Here is a 19,391-nt window from a genome sequence, read left to right on the forward strand (position 1 = left end):
CCTGCCGCGATCGGACGCCTGCCGGGAGCTGGCTGGGTGATGGAGCGGATGTACCGGTTATTTTTAAGGTGGCGACCAACGATTCAGCGCTGGGCATTGCGCTGGGACCGACACAGCTAGACAAAGCATTCATCCTCCCGTCTAGCAAAAGCTTATTTTTCACTCCAGTTTCTCAAGGCATTTCATGGAATCCATCGTTCTCATTACAGGCGCCAGTGGCGGCATTGGCAGTGCTCTCGCACATCAACTCCATAGCAAAGGACTGCGAGTTGCCGTAGTCGGGCGTGACATGGACCGTTTGACCAACGTTGATGCGGCATTGCGCATTGCTGCAGACACAACCACGCCGGAAGGCGCAGCACAAGCAATATCAACCTGCCAAGAGTCGTTGGGCGCTGCGCCCTCGCTGCTGGCACATTGCGTGGGCAGCACTTTGATTGCGCCTCTGCATCGCACCAGTGTGCAAGCCTACCGAGAGGTCATGCGCATCAATCTGGATAGCGCTGTATTTATGTTTCAGGCTTGGGTTACCGCGCTTCAGGGCGGCCCAGGCGCTGCCGTGATGGCAAGCTCCGTGGTGGCTCGTATTGGTGTGTCCAACCACGAAGCAATTGCCGCTGCTAAAGGGGGAGTTGAGGCTCTGGTACGCAGCGCTGCTGCGACCTACGCCGCTCAAGGGCTACGCATCAATGCAGTGGCTCCTGGTCTGACCGAAACACCCATGACAGCCAACATGCTCAAGATGACAGCCATGCGCGAAGGAGCTGCACGCCAGTACCCTTTAGGTGGCATTCAATCAGCTGAGCAAGTCGCCGATGTCATGGCTTTTTTACTGGGAGATGGTGCCGCACGGCTGACGGGTCAGGTCATTGCGGTAGACGGTGGGTTCACCACAGTTAGGCCCTTGGTGCGTTGACTGACAATTTTCAGTTCCATGAAGCACGGCTTAGACACATCGCAGGAAATTCGCCAGCAAATCTGGAAAGAGCTTGGGCGCGCCAGCGTAGATCGTCACCACGCCTGGCGAACTCCTGTGCTGGCCACATTGGGTTGCGATGGCTCGCCCAATGCCCGCACGGTCGTGCTTCGTAAGGTAGACACCAACCAACAGACGCTTTGCTTTTATACGGACGCACGCAGCACGAAGGTCAGCGAACTTACAAAAGAGCCCAAGGCGGCACTTACCTTTTGGAGTGGTCGACTTAATTGGCAACTGCGCGTAAAAGTTGAAATCTCTGTTGCCACCGACGGTCCTGAACTTCAAGCCCTTTGGCAGCGGGTCCAGCAGTCGGCATCTGCTGGTGACTACATGGCTACTGAGGCCCCAGGCACCGAGCGCCCTAAAGGATTCGGCACCGCGCAAAATCTGAGTGGCGACCATCACTTCGCCTTGTTGAACGCCCAGGTCCTGCAGATGGACTGGTTGGAATTGGGCCATGGCGCACATCGACGAGCGCGCCTGAGCGCCAACACCTGGCAGTGGCTCGTCCCCTGAAATACTCAAACAAAACCCTCCTCCCTCCAATGTCTTAAAAGGCAACAACTTCGCAGGTTTCCTGTAAGTTCTAGAATTTCAGGAATTACTGAAATTTGGAGAACCTGTGAATCTGCCACCTTTGACTCAACGCTTTGTTCTGCACTTTGGCGAGATGGGCAGCCGCTGGGGCATCAACCGAACAGTTGGACAAATTTACGCACTGCTGTTTGTCTCACCCACACCTCTTAACGCAGATGAGTTGGGAGAGGCTCTGGGGTTTTCTCGGTCCAACGTCAGCATGGGCTTAAAAGAACTTCAATCATGGAACCTGGTCCGGCTCATTCATCAACCAAATGACAGACGCGAGTACTTTCAGGCACCAGAAGAAATGTGGGCCATCTTTCGAACACTGGCTGCCGAACGTCGCAAAAGAGAAATCGACCCAACTCTTTCCATGTTGCGCGACGCCTTAATGGAGCAGCCCAGTGTTGAAGCGGATATTCATGCACAAGAGCGCATGAGGCAAATGCATGGATTCATTGACCTGATGACCAACTGGCTTGATGACGTGCAAAAAATGGACTCTGCAACTCTCGCAAGCTTGATGCAAATGGGCTCCAAAGTTCAAAAGCTTTTAGAGATCAAAGGCAAAGTGAAAGAAGTTTTTTCTAGCAAACCGTGATGCTCCAGTGGAGCGAATGACCATAACTCAATCTTTTTAGAAGGAAAACTGACGTGCTTATTCAAAAACTACCGAGTTACTTCACCATCAGAAATTATTGGAATCAGCTCCCTGATTTCAGCCTCAGCCATATTCTGCTGAGAATACCCTTGGCGCTTTTATTCATTAATCAAGGACTCAGCAAGCTTCCGTTTGATGCTGCCGCAGGACAAGCTATGGGCATATCGCCACTTGTTTGGTGGTTCGTTTGTTACGGTGAGGTAGCAGCCGGTTTAGGACTTCTGATTGGCGGGCTGGCAACAATTCCTAAAATACGTGACACTGCTTTTTTAGCTGTTTTGGGTGACATGATTACTCGGTTTAGCGGCATTGTGATGTGCTGCGTTGTGACTGGGATCATTTGGACCGTCATCAAGCCAGAAAGTTTGTTGAACTTCATCCTTACTGATTACATGCACTTTTCCCTGTGGGCTGGCGGTCTCTACTTTGGCCTAAGAGGAAATTGGGCAGTGGCAATTGACAAAAAACTTTGATACGAAAAGTTTCGCGTCAGCTACAAGGATCGGCGTTACATCTTGCTTAATGCAAGCAAATACCGCCGAACTTACCCTTTAACTAACCAAGATCCTCTAGTTAATCCAGAAAAATAAAATGCGAAATCTATTTTTAAGTATTCTTTTAGGCTTGACGTTTTCTGTAAATGCTGCCGACACTTCGCCAGCAGGTCCTGCCGCACCCAATTGGCTGAAAGAAGCCAAGCAACTTATCGTTGATAAAAAATTTGACCAAGCCATCAATTTGCTTTCGCAAGCTAGCGACAAACAGTCCGCCGACTGGCATAACCTGATGGGCTTCAGCCTGCGTAAAAAATCTCCACCCGACTTGCTTGAGGCCGAGAATCAGTACAAAGCGGCTTTGGCTAAGGATCCTAAACACCGAGGTGCGCTTGAGTATTACGGAGAACTTTTACTTTTGAAAAATGACTTAGCTGGTGCCGAAATCATGGTGAGTAGATTAGATAAAGCTTGTACTTTTGGATGCGAGGAGTACTCGGATCTCAAGAAAAGCGTTGCTCAATTCAAATCTCGCAAATGATGCAAAGACGTCAATTACTTCGTGCCATAAGTTCTTTGGGACTTGTTGCACCGATCTTTTACTTTCCATCATTCGCACAAACAATAATTGTGGAGGTCTGGAAAGACCCCAATTGCGGATGTTGTCAATCGTGGGTTGATCACCTTGAGGCAAATGGCTTCAAGGTTGACGTCCGAAATGTGGGCAACACCGCTGCCCGTAAGCGTCTTGGAATGCCTGAAAAACTTGGCTCTTGTCATACAGCCAAAGTTAACGGATACGTACTAGAGGGCCATGTCCCTGCAGCAGACATTCGTAAGCTGTTAGCTGATCGTCCAATTGCTCTTGGTCTGGCGGTACCGGGCATGCCGATCGGCAGCCCAGGTATGGATGGGCCCGAGTACAAAGGCCGTAAAGATTCTTTCGAGGTGTTGTTGGTTCAAAAAAATGGAAACACGGAAAGTTTTACGCGCTACGCTGGCCAAAACCGCATAGTCATGTAGCAATAGCAACTCAGGGCGCTGTCGAGGTGGGAGATCGGAAAAAAGAGATGACCTAGTTGCTCAAAAAATTAGCAAAATCTCCGCGTTTCGCCTTAGTACCAACCCCGGCAGCACTTTGCCACCGCCGTAAACCCAGCGACGCAACTCCTGCGCTACACCTGGCCAGTCACGCTGATTGACCCGTCTTCTAAGTGTTGATGCCTGCAACCGGCCAGCACCAAGGTTGAATGTGAAATCAACAATGGCCGCAAGCCGCCCCTCCGGCTCAGTGGCCAGCACCGGGCAGTAGCGCAGTGTGGCTCTTAGTGCATCGGCCATGTCGGCAGCGAGATAAGCCTCGCCCTCTTCTATAGAGATCGGCGGATGCTTGGCATCGCATAGGTGACCGTATCCAATGGTCCAAAACCCTGCTGGACAGACATACGGATAAGCGCGGTCAGGGTCTGACTTGGGCACACGGCAGAACCCTTCGAACCGCTTGGCCAAATCGATAGCTGCTTGCGGAACATCGATCACGGCCGAACCTTGTCAAACACGCGGCCCAAGAACCAGAAGTTCAAGACCCCGGCCCACAGCGCCTGGTCGGCTTCGGTCCAGGCGTGCATAACTGCCGTACCCCAGTCCGCACCGGCAGAGAAAGCCGCCGCGAATGCTGCAGTCTTCGCCGCGCAGTACAGGGCCATGAACCAGTAGGTGATCACTGGGCGAACTGAGCTGGAAAGTGCATCGGCCCAGGCAACCCCAGTTTTTTCACCCTGAGTGCGCACTGCATCGCGCAAGGTTTCTATTGCGCCGCTGTTCCATGCGCCGTCGGACGTTGCGCCTATTTCTGACATGCGCTGGGCACCGCGCAGTTTCTCGAACTCAAGTGCCTTGTCCTGCATGACCAACTCGTGGCCACGCTCTCCTTGGCGGTCGAACCATTTCAGGACCTCGGGAGCCAGGCGAAACGCGCCACCCAGCAAGCCGCCCAATAGTGTCTCGATCATTGGGGACCTCCCATCAGCCGCAATTTGATGGCGATGCCGACAAGCAGTGCAGCCAACACACCGGTAGTCAGAACCTTGACCGTGGTTTGCCAGACGGTTCGGCGCGCTTCACGCCAGGCATCGATGAGACCTCGCAGGTCACGGATATCACGGGCAGCATGGCCGTTTTCGAGGCCAAGACAGGCCAATGCGCGCTCTGCACCTCGCTCGGCGGCGCGGGTAAGCAACTCATCTAGGTCCTCCGGGCGAAGGTTCAGGATGTCAGCATTTTGTGAACTGGTGGATTCTTCTGTCATAGGCATCTCCAAAAAGAAAAAGCCCGCACAGGAGTTAACCAGGCGGGCTTGAAGTGAAAATTTTTATTTTTTAAGCGGCAACAACCTGAACCGGAAATGGTTTGCGAGTAGCTACGGTTTCATTGGCATTTGTGTGGCCAAATCCAAAAATATCCTTTCTGGCCTCTGGGATGTCGCCATCTATGAAGACAGGCACCAAACCAGTGAGAAACTCAATCCCAGACGCAAAGATTGGGAGTGCATCGGAATAAGCGTTGTTGCAAGACGCTTCCCAAAGCGGCCCTTCAAGAAACATGCACGAACCTTTGCAAATTTGCAGCACTGGACATTTCGGACATTCAGATCGATGTGACCAGTGCGTTGCTGTTTTGAGCGCCACCTGATCCAGCTGGCTAGTGTGGCCAATGCGGTGAGACTCTCCGTTCGGAGCCAACGCAGCAGCACTCACGTTCTGACACGTGAGCACATTGCCCTTGAGGTCAACAGCAATTGAATCAGGCCGGTCCATTCCGCACTTTTGCCCAAGACTAGGCGCAGGACGCATGAAACGTAGCGAGTTAACAAATGACATCACCCTATCCCGTACGCTCGCGATGCGACTCGCCTTGCCATGCCGGATATCGTGAAACGCTTGACGTCTAAAGGAATGAAACTCATCTTCCCGTAGCGACTGATTGATTCCACCTGCATCGTAAGCATCAACAAAACCTCCCTCACCAATCAGTACGTTCGGATCACCCGTGAGGTTCACAAAGAACGATTGAATTTCTGCGCGAGACTGGTTATCTCGATTAAGCATGGCATTGAAGCTGAAACGCTCCTTAGGAGCTAGCCTTTCATACAGGTCCAAGATGGCAGTCCTGACCTGCTGATCTTCCAGCGGATCTGGCCCCCGCACATGCTGGCCAGGCCCATCATGGGAGATGCTGACGGTGAACTCCAAGTCTTCAAGCCATTGGTTGGTTTCAGGATTCAACAACGAACCATTTGTTATCACTGAGAACCTGGCAGCCGGAAACTTCTGACGCAAGGCATCTGCCAGGGGTCTGAGAGTCTTTATATAAACAAGGGGCTCCCCACCCCAGAACTCGATGGCATCTGGGGGGGTTAGGACCCAACTGTCTAACGATGCCAGAAACCAATCTATGTCGTCCGGGTTGGTTTCTATGTTTCGGGCAACGAAACGCTGCGAACAGTATTCGCATGAGTAGTTGCAGGACAAACCAAGAGAAATTTTAAGTACGCGCGGGGATGTTTTTCCAAGCGGAGCTTCACGGGATGTCACTAGAGCATCTTGCGTAGCAGCTAGAAGCGTGGGATCTACTGTTCGAACCATTGATCGCCCCTGAAGGTCGGTCAAGCTGGAGTCCGAGTTATCGTACATAAGAGGTACGACCGCTTCTGTTCGTGGATCCACTGTCGTGATTATGAATTTAGCCATTGAGTCTTTCCACCTTTATGTTGAGGAGCACCTGCATGAAGGGAACTTCGCCCGTATACGGCTTCTGAAAATGAACAGCACGAGCATCAAATGCCACAAGCAATCCCCTGTGAGGTCTGATCCAATACTTCGCGTGGTTTTCCCACGGCATAAGGCACTTGCCAAAACCTGAAGATCGCCAGTCGGGATTGCAAATGGCAAAGGCGTTAGGACCGTATTGGTTAACTTGCTCCAGCAGATCTTCTGACGGATCAAGTTCAGGACCGTTGGGGAAATACACCGCCTGCAGATGACATTCGTCTTCGTCGGAGTGCGGCATGATTTCCACGCCAGCAACTCGCACAACTTCTCGCCCTTGCAAATGGGTGATCCGCCCTTGTGGGCCTACAAAGTCACGCTGGAGGATGGGTATGGCCATACTGGCCAGTTGGGTAGCACTGGGGACAGCCCCGTCAAAGACGTCGTGAGGGTGCCGATCCCAGATTTCCCCAGCCTCAGTCTTCATCGCGCCATGGACCTTAAGCAGGTCCTGGTAAAGACACTGGTCGAAGCTAGAAGGGGTGTTGAGCACCCATAAACCCACGGCTGTGGGAAAAAGGTTCAGTCTCATTGGACATTCACCAGCAGATCATCGGTCCCCGAGAAGTACTTAAACCCCACCTTGATCTTGGCCACATCCCCTGTTGCCATACCATCCGGTCTGAAAACCGTACAGCCTGAGCCACCAGAGGTTCTGACCCGTCGTGCAACGAGATACCCAGCGGTGGACTCCAGATACACCTCGGCGTCTCGATCCTCAATCGGATCACCGTCTGGGATTTCGAGCTGGAAATCAATGCTCACCTCTCCACTGGCTGAGACATTGATAGATGGGCCACCTACGAAGCGGACAACGGGAAGCGTTTCCTCACGAACTAATGCCAAGGTGACGGCAGGAATGACTTCAATGTTCGAACTGACCTTAATCAACTCTGGATCAAAAACATTAAATCCAATAGACCAGTCCGCAATAGGAGATGTCTTAAACGGAACCAACACATGACCAATTGGATGCGTCTGGAGAACTGATGCGTGATACGCCTGTGCATCCATCTTTGATGCTAAGGTGGCCGCGTAGAGATTAGGGGTTTGCTGAAAAAAACCTGCTGAAGTTCCGCTTCTATCCATGAACCCAACAGGCGCATAAAGCATAAAACTGGCGTGATCTGAAAACTCTGGATGTTCCCGAAGGGAATCTAAATTTAGAGTGCGCTCATAGATCGGTTGTCCAAAGACGCCAAAGTTTCCACGCCACTCAGTGATCAAGCTTTGATCAAAAAACTTTCCACCGTTTGAGTGGTTCATTAGTGGATCACCGACGAATTCACGCTGCATAACTGCGCGAACAGAAAAACTTAGATTGCGCTCATCAAGTGCCACATCCAATGCGAATGGCGTGTTCTTGTTACCTGTATAAAGTTTCATCTGAACTCCTTAGCAACAGTTGCAATCGCAATTGCAGTTGTAGCGTGTGGTTTGCGAACCAAAGCTGATCGTTGAACCGCCATCAACGAGTCGAAGCATATAAATGCCGCTAGTGGGAACCTGATCACCGCAGTTGTAGAAATCGGCAGTATTTGCAGTGCAGTTGGATGCGCCTTGCCAGCCTGAACCTGGATTACTGCTTCTGAAGCAATTGCCAACTGCGTTGAAAAAGTAGTCGTGCAGCCATCCGTAATTGGCGGTCCACAAGGATCCACCGTTGTTCATGTACATGTCCCAGTTACCGTCGGACTTTAAAAATCCCATGAGGTTGCTGTTCACATGCAGTGAGCGAGTCACGTTGTCCGTGTCCTGCATCGTGAGTGTTGGGGCTGTGTTTTGAATCGTCAGATTCCCCGTCATCGTGTCACCCGTCTTGGCAACACGACTAGACAAGTCAATTACTACCGTGGCATTACCGCTTGCATTTGGACCGGCTCCATTTACCGATCTCACAAACGCGGTGGAGTCATAACCATCCAACTTGTCGGCGTCAGCGGCCTTGGCAGCAATACCAAGGTACGTTGCATTGTGGTTGTGAGTACTTGAGGCAAACGCACTAGCGTGCTGACCATCAAGCAGATCAGCATCCAAACCAGTTCCCGCCCCATCAACAGTAAGTAGCTTCGCTAAAACATCGGCAGCGGTGTAAGAAGAGGCATTGAGCTTGGTCGCGAACTGGGAGTCGATCCCACTGGACAAGTCCATGATGAAACGCCAGTTATCGGGGTTGACTCCGATCAACTGGTATAGCTTCAATTGATCTGTGCGGTAGCAGAGCATTCCAACTTGCTGGTTTGTAGTCGGGAAAGTGGTTCCGCTATTACAAGAAATTCCGGTCTTGTCGTTGTTCAAAATCTCAATGAGCGAATCTGAAAGCGAGCGCGACGACGGAATGTCGGTAAAGTTTTGCATCTAGTACCCCTGTGCAATCCAAGTGAAAGAACCGGCAACTCGAGTGCCGGACGTGTTTTCCAGAACAGCGGTAAACCCGCCTGTTGTGATGGAGCCAACTAGCCGCGCTATTGCCACGATCGTTCCGCCCTTGTGGGTCATGGTGACTTCGGGAGGAACCCGAAAGGTGCGTGTGAAAGTGATTGCGACACCAGCAGCTGCGTCGGTAATCTGAGCTGTACCCCGATCAAAGATGTCGGGCACATCCACCGTTACCCTCAGGGCATCAATAAAGCCACGGTCTGAATTTCTTGAGTTCAAAATCGCTCTGAATAGAGCGCGTCGGTAGGTGTAGTCACCCTGAATGAAATCTCGAAAGTCGGTGTAGCCCGGTGGATGTCCAGACTGAACGATGGCTGCAAAGTCATCTTCAGTGATCTCACCGCTGGCAACAATCATGTCGCTGATAACGCCATTGGCATGCCTGCGGTACTGCTCGGCAAGAAGTAACGCCTCTCGAGCGGTCAGCCTCAAAGCTTTTCGCAGTGCATCAGATACGCCGAAACCATCAGTGAGGTTGCGTCGGTATGCCACAGTCCTGCCTAGGGCCTCGCCAATAGCCACGGCTTCGGCAACTCGCTTGATCGCTTGGCGGGTCACCTTGTCGGACGTGCCAAAGGATTCGTTCAGTGGCTTTCTTACCTGCTTAGCGCCTAAATCGCTGACACCGAGGCCTTCGCTCACTCGCAGGACAAAGGCAATGAGGTCTGTGTAGGTTTCAGCAAACGCAATCGCCTCTGTGACCTGCTTTGTGATGACGCGGTCCAAGTCGTCGCCTAATCCCAAGCTTTCGGACCTGTTTTTTACTATGAGCTTTTGAAGAGATTCAGAGAGAGGCATCACTTCAGCCAGACGCTTTATGTTGTTTCGCCGAAGTGATTCAGACCATGTGAAGCTTTCACCGGTATTTTTTGTCAGTGCGCGCCTGAGGTCGTCAGAAGCCTGAAATGACTCTGCCGCTTGTTTTTTATTGCCTTTCGAGACGCTCTCTGAAAAGGCCATCGATTCAACCCAGCGCAAGACAAAAGCGATCAGGTCAGAGTAGGTTTCAGAGAACCCAACCGACTCAGACTCACGCAAGGTGAATATGTTTTTTCGACCTTCTGAAATTGGAAGGCTCTCACTAGAACGCTTTGTCCAGCTTCGCGATCCAGCTTCGATGAAGGCAAGCGTTGCGGCTACAGCAATGCTGTAAACCGCAGGATAGGCTGCAGTCCAGCTTTTGCCTGCACTGGCACTTGACCATGTGAATCCAGCCGAAGCCCAGGTGTATCGAGACCCCTGGGTTTCAGTAACCGTCACCGTTTCGGGCATGACGATCAGCTCATCGTGAAGGTGAAAACGGCGGTCAGGCTGTCATCAGCACCTTTATTGACCACAGGGAACACCACTCGGTCAAACATGATGCCAGCTGACGCTGCGTTGAATACCCCTGCCTCTGTGATTGCACCGGTCCCATCACCAGCCAGGAAATCAGCTGTGAAAGTAAATGTTTTGGTGCCAGCAGTATGGGCGTAGGTCGCAGCGTTGCGATCGAGTTCTGTCACCAGCGCCGACTGTGTTGCTGCGGCTGCGGTAGTCCCTGTGCCAAGGGCAATGAATCCCATCACGTTGGGACGACTGACAGACTTTCCAATGGCATCGGCAATAAAGTCGAAGCCCACGTTGACGATGATGTTGTCCTTATGAACAGTTTCAACCTCGCCGTTAGAACGGTGCACGATGAGAGTCATCGCGCCATAAAGCTGCATAGATTCTTGGATCATAAAAGTCCTCATTTAAAAAAAATGACGCCGCCTCTTGCGAGAGCAGCGCCACGGTTGGGTGAAATTTTGTTGAGCTAGATCTAGTACAAACGCAGGCTTGTAAAGGTGCCGACCGGCGCTATTGCAGCGCTCGCCGAATCGACATCACCACCCATTCGTCCTGCAAAGAGTCGGCGCTCGCTGGCCGTTTGACAAACACCAAGACAAATCCGGTCCGTAATGGATACAGAGAACGCCACACTCACTCGCCTTGCGAGATGGTCCTCCAAGAAAAAGGAGCCATTTGAAGCGTCATATCCCACGAGCAGTTGCCCCGATGAGCCTGTCGCAGCCCAGATGACACAAGTTGTAATCTCAGAAGGCGCAAACCAGAATGACGTGTGAAAGACGTCTGGAATACTCACACTCCAAGCGACTCGGGTCGTGTCCTTGACCATCAGCCCGTCGCCATACCGACCTGCGGCGTAACTCACGCTTGCTGCTTGGCTTAGCAACGGGTTACCAAGACCGCCAGTGGAACCATTAAGCCTCCAGCCGTAAATTTCTCCAGCTTGCAGCGCATCTTCACGCGCAATTTGAAACCGCGCATCCACGTTGGCAATTGCACCGTCATATGCCCATTGGCGTTTGGCAGCATCACTTGCCCAAGGAAAGTTAGCCTCCAGCCATGTTGTCCGGTCATCAACCGATGCACCCAAACTGTTGAGCAGCGTGTTCTGAGCACGAATGGGTGAGACCAAGTCCAACTCAAACAGATACTCAGCCGTCTGAGCACCTGTGCTCATGCGCAGCACATTGCGGCCATTGACCGAGACGACCGATGCGAAGTGCTTGGTACCAGGAAACCCTAAAGCCTGCTCATCGCGTGCGAGTATTAGATTTGCGTTTTGGGGTTGGGCCACCACCGTCGAGACAAAGGTCGGCGTGTCGCTGTAAATCCCAGGTGACGCAATTGCTTTGATCCAAAACTTACGTTCACCATCAAAACCGGAAGGCAGCGTGTAGCTGGTGGATTTGACCTCAGCAACAAATAGCGAAGCGTCCCAAGCCGCCCCTTCGCGTAACTCATAGCCCACCACCTCTGGCTCAGGGTTAGGTTGCCAGCGAAATTCCAAACGATTGGCCGATTGCACAACATCGAACTGCCGAACCGTACTCGGAGCAAGTAAATTCAAAACAAAGGTTGTGACGTGCGCGCTGTAATTTCCAGAGGTATCAATCGCACGAATGTGATACGGGTACTGACCTGCTGCACTTTGATCATGCAACATCTGAGTACCTGACGTCTTGGCCACAAGTTGAGCGTCATCCCAACCTGTCCCCACGCGCACCTCGTATCCTGAGAGGTCAGCATCTTGCAGTTCATCCCAGGCAATCATCAAGTCTGAAACTCTGCGCTGGACCGTAAATCCAGTGACGTCCGATGGCGGCAACGTCTTACCCAGCACTGTCGCGCTGAGGGTTGCGGGAATGCTCTCCTTACGGGTGATGCCAATGGCTCTCAGACTGAACTCGTACTGCCCCTCTTGGGCGTCACGAATTTCAGCGTAGTTTGCGCTGGTCAGTGGCAGGCTTACGAAGTTTCCGCCTGCGACCCGATAAGACAGGCGGTAGGCAATGGCAGTTTGAACCTCGGTCCATGAGACCTGAACCAAGACTTGAGCCTGGTCTTTCACCCTATAAAGACTCTCTTGCATTGCCAACCCCGTAGGCGGTGGAGGAATGTCCGAAAGAACAGTAATCGAGCGTGGCTGAAGTGCCAGACCTTCTTCAATCGCTGCGTATTTGCTGGGGTTGTGCGCCAGTGCCGTAACTTCATGGACACCCGGATCGCGCTCAGCGACAGACACCACCCTAAAAAGCTGCGGCTCAATGATTGAGGATGCCAACATCCAAATTGCATCAACTTGGGGGACCGAGCTGAACGGTATCGTCACTGTCAGAGTGCGACCGGATACAGGCCCCACCAGTCGCTCCTCGACAGTTCCATTCGGCAAAACGACCGCGAGTCGCCAAGGTAAATCAGCTGGCAACTCTTGGTCGAGCGTGACCGTGCTAGCCGTTGCAGCGGCGATCCGACCACCCAAGCGCATACCGCCGCGAACAGGATCAGCGACCTTGATGATGTCGCCTGGACGCACCACTGCACCTTCAAGGCCCGTTCGGAAAGTGACAATTTCTGACTCAGATTGCTCGGAGAACAAAAGCCATTTGCCCACCCGGTGGGCCTGACCGCGAGCAGTGCAACCGAGTGCAACTACGTCGCTTTGCACAATCCCATAGCGGGCGATACCTGCGGCGTCTTCGACATATTCAACCTTCTGACGGTAGAAATCATCTGGATCATTCCAGGTCACGAGCGCCACGGTGTGACGAGCTTTAGCTGAAGACCCTTGGTAGGCAAACTCACCGTCCACCACGTTGCCGGGGGCGAACTGGTAAACCGCATCACTGGGTGCGTCCTGCGTGACAGTGATTGCTCCACCCGACCAATACACCATGCCTCGAAAAATCGAGGCCATGTCCTGCACCACCTTGTAAGCCTGCTCGCGCGTCTGTAGATACAAGTTACAGGTAAAGCGTGGCTCAAAGCCCCCAAGCCCGTTAGGAACCAACTGGTCACAGTACTGCGCTACTCGGTAAAGCGCCCATTTGTCGACCTGTGACTCAGGGATGTATCCACCCAAGCCGTACCGGGTACTGGTGACCAGGTCATAAAAACACCACGCAGGGTTGTCTGTCCATGCGATTCTGAAGTTTCCGTTCCACACGCCACTGTAGGTTCGTGTACCAGGGTCATAGTTCACCGGCACACGGACACGCAGCAGTTTCATGTCGTAGCTGCGCCGAGGGATGGCCGAAAACTGCGAAGCATCTACCCTCAACGCAACCAAGGCGCTGTTGGGATAGCGCAGCTTGCTCTCAACAACTTCGGTGTAGGAGTCGAGGTAGGTCTTGTTCTGGATGGCGCTGGAGGTTGAATCCGCCGTGATACGCCGAACACGAATTTCCCATGGGCCGTTACCGGTTAGCGGCACGTAGTAACTGCGCTGGTACTTGGTCGTGGTCTTACCTGAGATCGTGTCGTTTATTACTTCGACAAACCCGCCGCCGCTGACCTGCCGATCGATGGAAAACGATACAGAGCTTCCGTTCAGATCTCCATTGGTCGTGTCTTGGTTGGTCAGTTGCCCAACGCTCACCTTAATCCTGACTGCGTCTACATCAGGATCAGTGATTGAACGAACCACAGGCTGGCTCGCCTTGATCTCAACGCCAACGGGCACCTCGTTTTCGACAGAAGAGAACCCAGGTACATAGCTTTGCTGCTGTGTGCCATCTCTGGTCTCAAGCGTTACGCCAGAAAAATTGGTTGTACCGTCGGCGTTCTGTATGGGCGTGTCGTCCAAATATACCGATTGGAGCCCATCGACCAAGCCCTCAATCTCTCCCTCGGAAATGAGATCAACAACTCGTGCATAGGCTTTGGAGCGTAAGCTGTCAGGCGCTTCTTGGGCTACGCGTGCGCTAGCACCTCCGCCCCCTTTGCCTCCACCTCCTGCGCCGATGATTAGTTCAGTCATGCAGGAATCTCGTCGACATCAATACCTGCACTGATCACAGCCGAGCCCACAATCAATCGACCATAACCCACAGGCACGGGGTGACCCTGTGCCGTCGTGTTGACTGCACCGTTGAAGCTGTAGCTTGGCTTGTTTTCTGGACGCTCAGATGGTTCAGTTGCTTTGGGTGTGGGTGCAATCATCTGCGCAACACCGCCAAGAATCATGGCTGTGCCCACCGAATAGAGCGTGGCCTGAGACAGAAATGCACCCGATGCAGCCCAGCCAAGTGGGTTCCACCATGCGACGGCAAGCAATGCTGCGCCAAGCAAGATTTGCCCCAAACCATCTCCGCCAGCGCCAGACAATACCGGCGCAATCGTGATGCGCTGGGAGCCGGTGGGCTCGTGCAATCGCTCCAAATTAAGGGAATCTCGGCCAGCAAGCACCCGGTAGCCAACCCCGCGTTCACCGGACGCAACCAACTCCCTCTCAAAGGATGGAAAGTTGGCACTAAGCGCGCGAATCGCTTCTGCGGCTGATGAAATGGCAAGGGTATGCCTGCGCCCAAAGCTGCGTCCGATTTCACCGAGAAGTATGACTGTGACCATATCGAATGACGTGCGTTGTAACTTTTTGCCAGTACCCACCGTAGATATCGCGGCTGGAAAGACGTCCCTGCAAGTGATGCAGGATCAGTCCATCCCCGAGATAGACGGCGGCGTGATTGGGAACAGGCGAAGCAACCTGCATCAAGATGCAATCGCCCATTTGGATTTCTTCTGGCTTCACTTGCGTAAAACCTACTTTTTCGAAGTTGTCGATGTACAAGTTCTCACCACGTTTCCACCAATCATCAAAGCGCACGAAGTTTGGAAGCACAAACCCACGCTCCGACTGGAACCAGTCCCGCAGTAACGCGTAACAGTCAAGAACACCGTGAGACCATTCACGCCCCACAAGCGGTGCGACATAGCCAGAAGGCTGAATTTGCGCCCATTGACCACTGGGAAAACTGATGATGTGCCAAGGCAAACCACTGGCTTCACAAGCCACGCGATCGGCCTGACTCGCTGTCGGAGGTAAGCCCGGATGGCTGTGCACCACGCCTACGATCTGCCCCCTTGAGTCAGCTTGTGCGAAGTCCTCGGGATGAATAACGAATTGATCGGTGCCCACGCCGATGTTTCGGCAAGGCACATACACCTCACGGCCACGGCGGATCACAAGCAAGCCACAAGATTCGCGCGGATACTCCTCGCGGGCGTGATCCATTGCCAGAGACTGGTTCTCGCTTTGCATCAACGAATCAACCCAGCTGCGGGGAAACCGCCGAATGGAAGCTCAGCGTTTTGTCCAAACCGCACTTGGCATGAAGCCAATCGCTTGCCACAGATATCCTGAATGCTTGCAACTACCGACTGATCGTTAGCGTTGAAATAATTTGAGCCTGTGTAGCCACACTCAGATCCCCGGTAACGCCAGGGACATACGTTTTGAACGATCTGCCTGCGCGGCAAAGTTACGCCCTCAAGATCGAATGAAGCCGCGAGTTCGAACTCAACAACATCTCTAGTCTCACGCGACTTTCGATCCACGTAATAAATGTCATCGGCAAACTCCGCCAAAGGGTCAGCAGTTGGGTTTGATCCACCGGAAAAATTAACTGCGTCAAGGTATTTGGCAAGCGTTCGCTTGCGTGTGATCTTGGCACCCACCAAGTCCTGATAGGTCAGTACAAGCGCCGTAATGGCTCCAGTGACGTTCGCCACGCGCAGACGCGGCCTTGGCACCTGGCCATTGCCGTTGAACTCGAACCCCTCGACCTCAATTGGAAATGCTTCGTAGGCGTTCCCCTGCCAGACCACGCGCTGCTGCAACGCATTTGTACCTGCATGAAAGCGCACTGGCCCCTGTCCAAAGATCGCCAGATCCAAAACGAACAGCTCAATGACACTACTGGGTGCGAGCTTCTGGATTTCCGAAGAGATGGCGACAGCAGTCATGAGAGATCAAATACCTGCTTAAAAGTTGCTCGGACAGATTCAATATTTGGCTCGTCCACGGAACGACTCCATTCATCACAAACAAACTTGGCAGGCAATCCACCTGGAGGCGTCCAATCAAAGGCCTGGACTGCACCACGAGCCCGAAGAAAGTTGTCGATTGCTACGGCATCACTACTGGTGCGTCCGCGAAACTCCAGCGACCACACCTGCGGCTGTGTATTGATTCCGAATCCCAAGCGCTGTTCATAGCCATCACCAAAGGAGACACGGCGCACTGTGGGACGCATTGACAAATTGGCACCAACAGAAGGAGTCCAAGTAAATGTGGCCATTTATGCCCCCCTGCGACCGTCAAGCAGGCCACCTGCACGTTTTTGCGCAAGGAGTTCTTGCCGCACTGCACTTGCTATTGCGCGGCCCAAATCACGCCCACCTGGGTCATCCCCACGGCTAGATGCACCTGAGTCAGTCAAACTGACGGAAATGTTGAAGACATCCCCACTGCCCCCAGCCCCACTCATGGTTACGGGAATTGAACGACCATCAGGCAGCGGTACATAGGCTTCTGGGCGAGAGCCCTCACCAAAAAGGGCTAACTGAGGTGAGTTGGCAATACCCCCGCTGGCATAACTGCGCAGTGCAGTTGGACCTGCAGAAGTCATGACACCTCCGCTGGCAAAACCAAAGAACCCAGCCATGGCGTTGGCCAGGGGCAATGTGATGGCCCTCTGAACCTGAATCCTGATCAAGTCAGAAATGATGGAGTTCGCCAAGGTTCTGAAATCAAGCTTGCCGGTCATCACAAAGTTCACCAAAGCATCGGTCATCCCGTTAAATGCTCGGGTGGTGGCTGACTCCATTTGCTTGCCAACCTGCTCGGCCTCTTCGGCAACAGATCGCAGGCCCTTGGCAAAACCAGCTTCCGGATCAGACAGTTCCTTGACGCGTAAAGTCAAAAGAGATGCGCCATCGGCTGCCTGTCGAGCCGCTTCCTCAATTTTTCTGAGGGCATCTGCTAGCTTTTCGTTACCAGGCGCTGCCTCAGCCAATTCACGTGCCTGTCGAGCAAGCGCTGACAATTGAAGACCACTTTCTTGGCGTGCCGTTGCCAGTTGCTGCAATGATTTCAGTTCACTGATAGCGCCCGTTTCACGCAAAGTTTTGATTTGCTCTTCAACTGCACGAAGCTCCCCAAGCCCTCGGGCTGCTTGCTCTTGGAGATCCTTCATCGACTCGCCAGGCAACCGAATCTGGCGCTCCAAATTCGACTGTTGAGCTTCACGCTCTAGTCTTTGCCGTTTTAAAGTGATTTCAGCCAGACGATCCTGAAGCTTAAGTTTGTCTTGGGTGGTCTTAGCGACTGTCTCTAGGCCTCTGCGCAAGATCGTCTCTTCATCTGCAGACAGTGCACGAAGCTTTTCCGTGAAGTCTTCTTGCGCAGCCAAGCGCGCCTCACTTGCATCTTTAAAGCTCAGGTAGCCCTGACTTTCGTAGAGGTCGATGATTCTTTGCCTGTCCTTGAGGATGGCACTTTCGACATCCACCTGCCCCTGAAGACGCTTAATCTCGCTGTCTATTACGGCCATTGCATTGGCCGAAACAGCGCCAGTCGCAGTGCTGTAATTCAACTGCTTTCTGGGAGCGGCTGCCTGAGTGGCTGCGTTGGAAGCCTCCGTACCTTTGCGGATCTCGTCAAATCGTTTAGTTACCGCATCTGCCAAAAGCGGCATATCCCAGAGCTCAACGTAGTTCTGGTTGGACTGCGCCACGATGGCATTTCGCTTTTCAAGCGCGGCCTGCAAGCGAGAACGGTTTTCATCTGAAAAAGGATTGAGCCCTTTACCCCCCGCCAAGAATGTTCCCGCCAATTCAATATCGGCCCAAACAGCAGAAAAGCTGCCGATGACCGATTTGATTGTGTGGCCAATACCTCGAAGTGCATCAATAACGACGGCAATCGCATAGGCCGTTTTCTCTGCCCAGTTGGTCAGCGTACCTTCAGCGCGCATGCGCTGAATTCCCTCAACTGCGTTATCTGTTCCTAGAAAAACACGCTTGAGTTCTTGTGTCAAAACGGACATTGAAGGAATTGCCGCCGTCATCAAAGTCTGAGCAACGAAATTCGACTCTGCTCTCATGCGGCCCATTGCCTTGGAGGCGTTGTCTGCCTCCTCAATTTGCATAGCCGTTAAGCGAATGTTTAGGTCTTGGTTTTCAGCCAAATCTTTAAGGAACGGGAGCATGGTGGCCCCCGACTTTCCAAAGAGTTCCATTGCAATAGCGGTTTTTCCAGCACCGTCCTCAAACTCCGCCAATTTGAGCGCGACATCATTCATGACCTCTGCAGGATCACGCAAAGTTCCACTGGCTTCTTTTGCGCGAATACCTAAAAACTGCAGCGCCTTCGTTGCCCCAGCAGTCTCATCATCAACACCTGCCAAGCCTTTGGAGAGTTTGGCAAGATTGCCGCCAATTGCCTCCATGGCCGTGCCTGAAATAGTGGCCACGGGTGCAAAGCCTGAAAGGGCCGCAGCACTTGCGCCTGTCTGCTCTGAGAGACCCTGAAGAGCCGCAGCGGCCTCGATGGTCTGACTAACAAAGTCTCTCAAGGCGGCAACAGAGGTCGCACCTATCGCTACCGCAAAGGTTGTCCTGGCAATGGATGAGACCTGCTGCAGCGAGGTCTTCATGTCATTGGCATGTCGATCTAAAAGTCGCGCCGTCCGTCCTAGATCGGCACGAAACTCAGAGGTTTCCGCCGAAAGCTTTACGACAAGTGAGCCAAGATCAGCCATGCTTTTTGACCCTGTGTGCAAACATTGACTTAAGACGAGCGACGTTCAATCGGGCCTCATCAATTGGCTCGGGTCGGTCGATAAATGGCATGAAATCTTCTGGCGTAAAAGGACGTGCGTGCTTGGTACGGTTGGCGTTGGCAAAGGTTGACGCAATCACACCACTTCTCAAATCAGCCCGCATGTCGCCAAAGGGTTCCAGTTGATAAAAGGCCATCCACTCGGTGATCTCGTCTGATCCGATCCGCTGCAATAGCTCACGAACCGGCATGCCCAGCGCAAGCGCCAAGCGAAAAGCGAAGCGACGAGTGGGATTGGCCT

Annotated in this window: 23 protein-coding genes; 7 read left to right on the forward strand and 16 right to left on the reverse strand. The window is 52.8% G+C overall.

Annotated features, from left to right (window positions below):
* The 7 genes from B472_RS17355 to B472_RS14140 all read left to right on the forward strand — a co-directional run.
* On the forward strand, positions 1 to 278 hold a 278-nt coding region (locus tag B472_RS17355; protein WP_238147453.1), incomplete at its 5' end, for a hypothetical protein.
* Positions 185 to 916 carry an SDR family NAD(P)-dependent oxidoreductase gene (locus tag B472_RS14115; protein ID WP_026039268.1) on the forward strand — a complete coding sequence of 244 codons (732 nt, stop codon included), beginning with the start codon at positions 185 to 187 and terminating at the stop codon, positions 914 to 916. The genes B472_RS17355 and B472_RS14115, both read left to right, overlap by 94 nt.
* Before the next feature lie 18 nt (positions 917 to 934).
* Positions 935 to 1,495, forward strand: coding sequence for a pyridoxamine 5'-phosphate oxidase family protein (locus B472_RS14120; protein WP_019425623.1), 561 nt, complete (start codon positions 935 to 937; stop codon positions 1,493 to 1,495).
* A 106-nt stretch (positions 1,496 to 1,601) separates the two neighbouring features.
* A complete protein-coding gene (locus B472_RS14125) occupies positions 1,602 to 2,159 on the forward strand; it encodes a GbsR/MarR family transcriptional regulator (RefSeq protein WP_026039269.1) in 558 nt (185 codons plus the stop codon).
* Positions 2,160 to 2,212: 53 nt separating this feature from the next.
* Positions 2,213 to 2,692 carry a DoxX family membrane protein gene (locus tag B472_RS14130; protein WP_019425625.1) on the forward strand — a complete coding sequence of 160 codons (480 nt, stop codon included), beginning with the start codon at positions 2,213 to 2,215 and terminating at the stop codon, positions 2,690 to 2,692.
* Between the two features lie 118 nt (positions 2,693 to 2,810).
* Complete coding sequence (locus B472_RS14135; protein WP_026039270.1) at positions 2,811 to 3,254, forward strand: tetratricopeptide repeat protein; 444 nt, start codon at positions 2,811 to 2,813, stop codon at positions 3,252 to 3,254.
* Positions 3,251 to 3,736 carry a DUF411 domain-containing protein gene (locus B472_RS14140; protein ID WP_040505771.1) on the forward strand — a complete coding sequence of 162 codons (486 nt, stop codon included), beginning with the start codon at positions 3,251 to 3,253 and terminating at the stop codon, positions 3,734 to 3,736. The genes B472_RS14135 and B472_RS14140 overlap by 4 nt, the downstream gene beginning before the upstream one ends.
* Before the next feature lie 60 nt (positions 3,737 to 3,796).
* Here the strand turns inward: B472_RS14140 and B472_RS14145 are convergent, their stop codons facing one another.
* The 16 genes from B472_RS14145 to B472_RS14220 all read right to left on the reverse strand — a co-directional run bounded on the left by B472_RS14145 (position 3,797) and on the right by B472_RS14220 (position 19,359).
* Positions 3,797 to 4,252: a lysozyme gene (locus B472_RS14145; protein WP_019425628.1), complete on the reverse strand. Its 456-nt coding sequence runs from the start codon at positions 4,250 to 4,252 to the stop codon at positions 3,797 to 3,799.
* A complete protein-coding gene (locus B472_RS14150) occupies positions 4,249 to 4,725 on the reverse strand; it encodes a hypothetical protein (RefSeq protein ID WP_019425629.1) in 477 nt (158 codons plus the stop codon). Before B472_RS14150 ends, B472_RS14145 begins: the two co-directional genes overlap by 4 nt.
* Entirely contained in the window at positions 4,722 to 5,021 is a 300-nt protein-coding gene (locus B472_RS14155) for a DUF6127 family protein (protein ID WP_019425630.1), read from the reverse strand. Before B472_RS14155 ends, B472_RS14150 begins: the two co-directional genes overlap by 4 nt.
* Before the next feature lie 70 nt (positions 5,022 to 5,091).
* Positions 5,092 to 6,381 (reverse strand): SPASM domain-containing protein, encoded by a 1,290-nt coding sequence (locus B472_RS14160; protein ID WP_238147450.1) that lies wholly within the window; start codon positions 6,379 to 6,381, stop codon positions 5,092 to 5,094.
* Between the two features lie 73 nt (positions 6,382 to 6,454).
* Complete coding sequence (locus B472_RS14165) at positions 6,455 to 7,072, reverse strand: hypothetical protein (protein ID WP_019425632.1); 618 nt, start codon at positions 7,070 to 7,072, stop codon at positions 6,455 to 6,457.
* A complete protein-coding gene (locus B472_RS14170; RefSeq protein ID WP_133176102.1) occupies positions 7,069 to 7,926 on the reverse strand; it encodes a hypothetical protein in 858 nt (285 codons plus the stop codon). Before B472_RS14170 ends, B472_RS14165 begins: the two co-directional genes overlap by 4 nt.
* Positions 7,927 to 7,935: 9 nt before the next feature.
* Positions 7,936 to 8,898: a hypothetical protein gene (locus tag B472_RS14175; RefSeq protein ID WP_019425634.1), complete on the reverse strand. Its 963-nt coding sequence runs from the start codon at positions 8,896 to 8,898 to the stop codon at positions 7,936 to 7,938.
* Complete coding sequence (locus tag B472_RS14180; RefSeq protein WP_133176103.1) at positions 8,899 to 10,251, reverse strand: H-type lectin domain-containing protein; 1,353 nt, start codon at positions 10,249 to 10,251, stop codon at positions 8,899 to 8,901.
* Positions 10,252 to 10,256: 5 nt separating this feature from the next.
* The gene (locus B472_RS14185; RefSeq protein ID WP_202862787.1) at positions 10,257 to 10,703 is read right to left on the reverse strand and encodes a hypothetical protein; all 447 of its coding nucleotides are present in this window, start codon (positions 10,701 to 10,703) and stop codon (positions 10,257 to 10,259) included.
* An 80-nt stretch (positions 10,704 to 10,783) separates the two neighbouring features.
* A complete protein-coding gene (locus B472_RS14190; protein WP_019425637.1) occupies positions 10,784 to 14,287 on the reverse strand; it encodes a host specificity protein J in 3,504 nt (1,167 codons plus the stop codon).
* Positions 14,284 to 14,877: a tail assembly protein gene (locus B472_RS14195; protein ID WP_019425638.1), complete on the reverse strand. Its 594-nt coding sequence runs from the start codon at positions 14,875 to 14,877 to the stop codon at positions 14,284 to 14,286. The genes B472_RS14190 and B472_RS14195 overlap by 4 nt, the downstream gene beginning before the upstream one ends.
* Complete coding sequence (locus tag B472_RS14200) at positions 14,852 to 15,568, reverse strand: C40 family peptidase (protein ID WP_019425639.1); 717 nt, start codon at positions 15,566 to 15,568, stop codon at positions 14,852 to 14,854. Before B472_RS14200 ends, B472_RS14195 begins: the two co-directional genes overlap by 26 nt.
* A complete protein-coding gene (locus tag B472_RS14205) occupies positions 15,568 to 16,272 on the reverse strand; it encodes a phage minor tail protein L (RefSeq protein WP_019425640.1) in 705 nt (234 codons plus the stop codon). The genes B472_RS14200 and B472_RS14205 overlap by 1 nt, the downstream gene beginning before the upstream one ends.
* A complete protein-coding gene (locus B472_RS14210; protein ID WP_081504913.1) occupies positions 16,269 to 16,607 on the reverse strand; it encodes a phage tail protein in 339 nt (112 codons plus the stop codon). The genes B472_RS14205 and B472_RS14210 overlap by 4 nt, the downstream gene beginning before the upstream one ends.
* The gene (locus B472_RS14215; RefSeq protein ID WP_019425641.1) at positions 16,608 to 19,070 is read right to left on the reverse strand and encodes a phage tail tape measure C-terminal domain-containing protein; all 2,463 of its coding nucleotides are present in this window, start codon (positions 19,068 to 19,070) and stop codon (positions 16,608 to 16,610) included.
* Positions 19,063 to 19,359: a DUF4035 domain-containing protein gene (locus B472_RS14220; RefSeq protein WP_116798695.1), complete on the reverse strand. Its 297-nt coding sequence runs from the start codon at positions 19,357 to 19,359 to the stop codon at positions 19,063 to 19,065. The genes B472_RS14215 and B472_RS14220 overlap by 8 nt, the downstream gene beginning before the upstream one ends.
* Positions 19,360 to 19,391 lie beyond the last annotated feature (32 nt).

Origin of the sequence: Limnohabitans sp. Rim28 (assembly GCF_000293865.2) — a bacterium.
Classification (GTDB): domain Bacteria; phylum Pseudomonadota; class Gammaproteobacteria; order Burkholderiales; family Burkholderiaceae_C; genus Limnohabitans_A.

What these genes read in the sequence shown, in the direction of transcription:
- B472_RS14140 (WP_040505771.1), top strand. Translation starts at nt 3,251, where the DNA reads ATGATGCAAAGACGTCAATTACTTCGTGCCATAAGTTCTTTGGGACTT.
- B472_RS14195 (WP_019425638.1), bottom strand. Translation starts at nt 14,877, where the DNA reads ATGGTCACAGTCATACTTCTCGGTGAAATCGGACGCAGCTTTGGGCGC.
- B472_RS14165 (WP_019425632.1), bottom strand. Translation starts at nt 7,072, where the DNA reads ATGAGACTGAACCTTTTTCCCACAGCCGTGGGTTTATGGGTGCTCAAC.
- B472_RS14180 (WP_133176103.1), bottom strand. Translation starts at nt 10,251, where the DNA reads ATGCCCGAAACGGTGACGGTTACTGAAACCCAGGGGTCTCGATACACC.
- B472_RS14150 (WP_019425629.1), bottom strand. Translation starts at nt 4,725, where the DNA reads ATGATCGAGACACTATTGGGCGGCTTGCTGGGTGGCGCGTTTCGCCTG.
- B472_RS14190 (WP_019425637.1), bottom strand. Translation starts at nt 14,287, where the DNA reads ATGACTGAACTAATCATCGGCGCAGGAGGTGGAGGCAAAGGGGGCGGA.
- B472_RS14170 (WP_133176102.1), bottom strand. Translation starts at nt 7,926, where the DNA reads ATGAAACTTTATACAGGTAACAAGAACACGCCATTCGCATTGGATGTG.
- B472_RS14205 (WP_019425640.1), bottom strand. Translation starts at nt 16,272, where the DNA reads ATGACTGCTGTCGCCATCTCTTCGGAAATCCAGAAGCTCGCACCCAGT.
- B472_RS14120 (WP_019425623.1), top strand. Translation starts at nt 935, where the DNA reads ATGAAGCACGGCTTAGACACATCGCAGGAAATTCGCCAGCAAATCTGG.
- B472_RS14135 (WP_026039270.1), top strand. Translation starts at nt 2,811, where the DNA reads ATGCGAAATCTATTTTTAAGTATTCTTTTAGGCTTGACGTTTTCTGTA.
- B472_RS14215 (WP_019425641.1), bottom strand. Translation starts at nt 19,070, where the DNA reads ATGGCTGATCTTGGCTCACTTGTCGTAAAGCTTTCGGCGGAAACCTCT.
- B472_RS14185 (WP_202862787.1), bottom strand. Translation starts at nt 10,703, where the DNA reads ATGATCCAAGAATCTATGCAGCTTTATGGCGCGATGACTCTCATCGTG.
- B472_RS14115 (WP_026039268.1), top strand. Translation starts at nt 185, where the DNA reads ATGGAATCCATCGTTCTCATTACAGGCGCCAGTGGCGGCATTGGCAGT.
- B472_RS14175 (WP_019425634.1), bottom strand. Translation starts at nt 8,898, where the DNA reads ATGCAAAACTTTACCGACATTCCGTCGTCGCGCTCGCTTTCAGATTCG.
- B472_RS14200 (WP_019425639.1), bottom strand. Translation starts at nt 15,568, where the DNA reads ATGCAAAGCGAGAACCAGTCTCTGGCAATGGATCACGCCCGCGAGGAG.
- B472_RS14210 (WP_081504913.1), bottom strand. Translation starts at nt 16,607, where the DNA reads ATGGCCACATTTACTTGGACTCCTTCTGTTGGTGCCAATTTGTCAATG.
- B472_RS14155 (WP_019425630.1), bottom strand. Translation starts at nt 5,021, where the DNA reads ATGACAGAAGAATCCACCAGTTCACAAAATGCTGACATCCTGAACCTT.